Below are 4,384 nucleotides of genomic sequence, written 5' to 3'. Positions count from 1 at the left end.
ACCCCGCCGATAAACGCCGGCTCGGTGATCAGACACCCCGCATCTGCTCCAAAATGCGACATGTGTATGTAACCAGTATCGGCATGGGTATTGAGGCGGCATATACTGGACCCGCTTGAAGAGAGTCCCAGTCAGCCCCAACCAAGGAGCATGTTTATGTCACCTTCGTTACCCCCGCTCGGCGTATTAGCTGGTGCCCTGTTACTGCTGGTGGTCCAGAGTGCCGGGGCCGCCGACTGTACCTATCGCAAAGACAGCCTCGGTAATACCCGCTACCAGTGTGATGATGGCAATAGCGGCACCCTGCGCAAGGACAGTCTCGGCAACGTCAGGGATTCGCAAAGCGGCACCACCTGGCGCAAAGACTCTCTCGGCAATGTGCGCAGCAGCGAAGGCACCACTTACCGCAAAGATAGTCTAGGCAATGTACGGGTCAGCAATCCCAGCACCGGCGAGACCGTCACCTGGCGTAAAGATAGCCTCGGCAACCTGCGGTCCTCCAATGGCACAACTTGTCGCACCAACTCCTTGGGGCAAGTTAGATGTGATGGGCAGAGCACACCGCCAGCAGTGTTGGGCGCAAAGTGAACCCAGACTGTGGTTCTGATCTATTAGACCGCCATGATGAATCGCTGACGCAGCGTACATCTTGGCCAAATAGTAGAAATGATCGATTTGGTGATCTGGCTTCATAGAGCTACCGTGCTCTCAGGCTTAGAATAACACTCTTTTTGATAGCATGAACTGAGCGCCGTTAGGGTCAATAGAACATTTATGAATAGCGAAGAAGGTGCCAGTTGGCCTTCCCGTACTGCGGATTGTCTGAAATGGCACTGACTCGATTTTTTACCCCTAACTCTCTGTTAATCTGAGCGTTTTCTGCTAGGTGCCTGCTTACTATGTCTATCGATTACTACAACCAACACGCAGATAGCTTCGTCGAAGGCACGCTGTCGGTCGATATGCAGCCGCTTTACCAGCGCTTCCTGCCTCTGCTCGCTCCCGGCGCTCATATCGTCGATGCGGGCTGCGGCTCTGGTCGGGACAGTCTCTACTTCCGAGAGCAGGGCTTTCAGGTCACTACGTTCGATGCCAGCGCGGAGCTGGCCCTGCGCGCCGAGCGCCTGCTTGGTCAGCCGGTGCAACTGTGCCGTTTCGATCAGTTCGTGGCTCCCGCGCCGGTCGATGCCATCTGGGCCTGTGCCAGTCTGCTGCATGTTCCCCGTGCCGAATTGGATGCCGTAATGGTCCATCTGTGCCAGCAACTCGCCGACGGTGGTCTGCTCTATTGCTCGTTCAAATATGGGGTAGACGAGACCGAGCGCGATGGCCGAGCCTTCACCCAGTTGGATGAGGCGGGGCTGCAAGCCCTGATAACGCCGTTGCCGCTGAGCGAGGTCGAGATCTGGCAGACTGCGGATCGACGCCCCGGCCGCGAGCAGGAGTGTTGGCTTAACGCCATCGTGCGCAAGGTCGGGTCATGAGTGCACCCGTGCTCATCAGCGGGGGAGAGGCGGGGGATCCGGAGTTCAACGATCCCCTGTTGCCACATCTGCTGGACGCCATCGCCCGTTGTGGCGAGGGTAGCCGCATTGAGTTGTGTGTCTCCTTTATTCGCCAAAGCGGGCTGGTGTTGTTGCGCGGTGCCCTGCACGAGGCGCTGGCGCGAGGAGCACGGCTTCGGGTGATCACCTCGGACTATCTGGAGGTGACCCAGCCGGTGGCGCTGCGCGAGTTGCTCAAATTTGATCCCGCTCGCTCTTGCGCGCTGATCTACCAGAGTCAGGGCAATCGCGGTTTTCACCTCAAGTCCTATCTGTTTGTCCAGCACGCAGCCCAGTACCTAGGCCAGCAAGTTGGCCAGGAAGGGTCGCCAGCGGTGCTCGGTGGTCAGGCGTTTCTCGGCTCCAGCAATATCTCTGCCGCCGCCCTTACCGAGTCGCTGGAGTGGAACTGGTCGCTCAGGGCTGAGCCGAGCGGACCCAGCGAGCCGCATCACAGCCTGCGTCAGCTCGCGGCTCAAATCGAGCGGCTGGCGCAAGACGCGCGGGTCGTGCTCCTTACCCACGACTGGATAGATGGCTACCTCGCTCGCTATCGGCAGAGCGCGCTGCGGGAGTTGCGGGTGCTCACCGGGGATCATCGCAGCAGCGCCGAGCAGCTGCGTGAAGCCCCCATCCCCAACAGCGTGCAGCAAGAGGCGCTGATGGCGCTGCAAGCCGCGCGGGCACAGGGGCATAAACGGGGCGTGGTGGTCATGGCGACCGGCCTTGGTAAGACTTGGCTCGCGGCTTTTGATGTGCGCCAGATGCAGGCGGCCCGCCTGCTGTTTGTTGCCCATCGGGAGGAGATCCTGACCCAAGCGCGCCAGACCTTCTTGCACATGGCGCCGCAGGCAAATTCTGGCCTCTATCACGGTCAGCAGCAGGATGAGGCCGACTGGTTGTTTGCCTCCATCCAGACGCTGGGCAAGAGTCGGCATCTGCTGCGCTTTGCACCGGATCACTTCGATTACGTGGTGGTCGATGAGTTTCATCATGCCGCCTCACCCTCCTACCGGCGCTTGCTAAACCACTTCAAGCCCCGCTTCCTGCTCGGGCTGACCGCGACCCCTGACCGCACCGATCAGGCCGATATTCTGGCGCTGTGCGACAACAATCTCGTCTTTGAACGGGGGCTGGCGCTCGCCATTGAGCAAAAGATGCTGGTGCCGCTCACCTATCACGGCATTTTGGATGACACTATCGACTATGCCGCGCTGCCTTGGCGCAACGGTCAGTTTGACCCCCATGCGCTGGAGAGTGCCTTCGCCAGTCAGAAGCGGGCTCAGCACGCCCTTAGCCAGTGGCGACGTTTACGCCAGCAGCGCACGCTGGCCTTCTGCATCTCGACCCGTCATGCCGATTTTATGGCCAGCGTCTTCCAGCAAGCCGGAGTGCGGGCGGTAGCCGTCTATGCGGGCTCCCGTCAGGGGCGACAAGCCGCCCAGGAGCAATTGGCCGCCGCCGAGCTCGATATCATCTTCTCGGTAGATTTGTTCAACGAAGGCACCGACTTGCCCGCCATCGATACCGTGCTGATGCTGCGTCCCACCGAGTCGCGCATCGTGTTCCTGCAACAGTTGGGGCGGGGCTTGCGCCTCTATCAAGGCAAAGAACGCTTGGTGGTGATCGATCTGGTGGGCAATCACAAGGCGTGTCTCTACAAGCCTCAGCTGCTGCAAACGCAATTGACCTACTCGCCAACGCACGCAAACAGGGCGATGACGCTGGCGGCAGGTTGTTTTATCAATCTGGATCCCAAGCTGCTTCCGTTGCTAGCGCTGTTAAAAAGGCAGCAGCAACCGACTCTGCTTGAGACCTATCAGATCCTCAAGGAGTACCTCGGTTATCGTCCCACTGCGCGGCAAACCTGGGTTGCCCGGCTGGGTGAGCAACTGCGTTTCGATACCCAAAAACAGGGGGGCTGGTTTGAGCTGCTCGCCCAAGCTGGCGATCTGGGGGAGGAGGAGCTGCGCGTGCTGAACCGGCACGGCGACTTTCTGCGTGCGGGGGTGGAGAACACCGCGCTCAACAAGAGCTTCAAGTTGATCCTGCTATTGGCCTTGCTCGAACTCGACGGTCTGCGTGAGCCACCCACCTTGGCAGCGCTGGCCAGCCACTCCCGTTACCTGTTCGAGCGGCATCCCGAGCTGGCCCGTCTCGATCTGCCGGCCAAGCAGCAAGCCCTGAGCGCCGACAGCCCGGCTTGGCTCAGTTACTGGAAGAGCAATCCGATCAAGTTCAGCAGTGGCGGCAATCCAGGCGCCAAGGGGGAGTACTGGTTCGAGGTAAGGGAGGATCGCTTCTGCCCACGCTTCGCGGTGAGTGAGGAGGATATCGATCCTCTGCATCGCATGGTGCAAGAGCTGCTGGACTTGCGTCTGGCCCAATATCAGCAGCGCAAAATCGCATCGGCAGCCGCCATTTCCCCTGAGCCCTTCACAACTATCCACGATGAGGAACAGGCGCTGGCGCCTGATGCCAAAGCGCGTCAGGTGACCCTGATTTAAGGCTGGCTATCCGATAGCACGATCAGTGTAAAAACCAGCAGTGTGAAAACAATCAAGGCGCCAGTGGCGCCTTGATTGTTTGATGAGATGGTCGGTCACCGCTGGCCATTACCTAAACAGCCATTCCATATCGTCCTCTTCCTCATCCCACCTCATTTGCTTCTGATCCCAGCGGGCCGCCAGATAGGGTTTGAGGGTCTGCAGGGTGGTGATCTCGGCCAGCTGGGCAGTCAGGTGGTCGATATCACGCAGCAAATAGTCCCGATGTTCGGCAAAGGCCTGCTCGGTCTTTTTCTTGGATGATTGCTTGAATTTGTGCAGCACCGCGCCCAT

General features: G+C 59.4%; 3 protein-coding genes and 1 pseudogene. 3 read left to right on the top strand and 1 reads right to left on the bottom strand.

Annotated features, from left to right (window positions below; translation table 11 throughout):
- Positions 1-156 precede the first annotated feature (156 nt).
- The 3 genes from BN1127_RS21705 to BN1127_RS15205 all read left to right on the top strand — a co-directional run bounded on the left by BN1127_RS21705 (position 157) and on the right by BN1127_RS15205 (position 4,051).
- Positions 157-588 (top strand): hypothetical protein, encoded by a 432-nt coding sequence (locus BN1127_RS21705; RefSeq protein WP_021140579.1) that lies wholly within the window; start codon positions 157-159, stop codon positions 586-588.
- Between the two features lie 311 nt (positions 589-899).
- Positions 900-1,484 (top strand): class I SAM-dependent methyltransferase, encoded by a 585-nt coding sequence (locus BN1127_RS15210; protein ID WP_042650003.1) that lies wholly within the window; start codon positions 900-902, stop codon positions 1,482-1,484.
- Positions 1,481-4,051, top strand: coding sequence for a DEAD/DEAH box helicase family protein (locus tag BN1127_RS15205; RefSeq protein ID WP_042650002.1), 2,571 nt, complete (start codon positions 1,481-1,483; stop codon positions 4,049-4,051). The genes BN1127_RS15210 and BN1127_RS15205 overlap by 4 nt, the downstream gene beginning before the upstream one ends.
- A 108-nt stretch (positions 4,052-4,159) precedes the next feature.
- Here BN1127_RS15205 and BN1127_RS22470 read toward each other — a convergent pair.
- Positions 4,160-4,384, bottom strand: a pseudogene (locus BN1127_RS22470) (J domain-containing protein); the annotation flags it as partial.

This window comes from Aeromonas media (assembly GCF_000819985.1).
In the GTDB taxonomy this organism is placed as follows: domain Bacteria; phylum Pseudomonadota; class Gammaproteobacteria; order Enterobacterales; family Aeromonadaceae; genus Aeromonas; species Aeromonas media.
This window is presented reverse-complemented; position numbering and strand designations above follow the sequence as displayed.

Coding starts and splice junctions, on each gene's coding strand:
- BN1127_RS21705 (WP_021140579.1), top strand. CDS start 157: ATGTCACCTTCGTTACCCCCGCTCGGCGTATTAGCTGGTGCCCTGTTA.
- BN1127_RS15210 (WP_042650003.1), top strand. CDS start 900: ATGTCTATCGATTACTACAACCAACACGCAGATAGCTTCGTCGAAGGC.
- BN1127_RS15205 (WP_042650002.1), top strand. CDS start 1,481: ATGAGTGCACCCGTGCTCATCAGCGGGGGAGAGGCGGGGGATCCGGAG.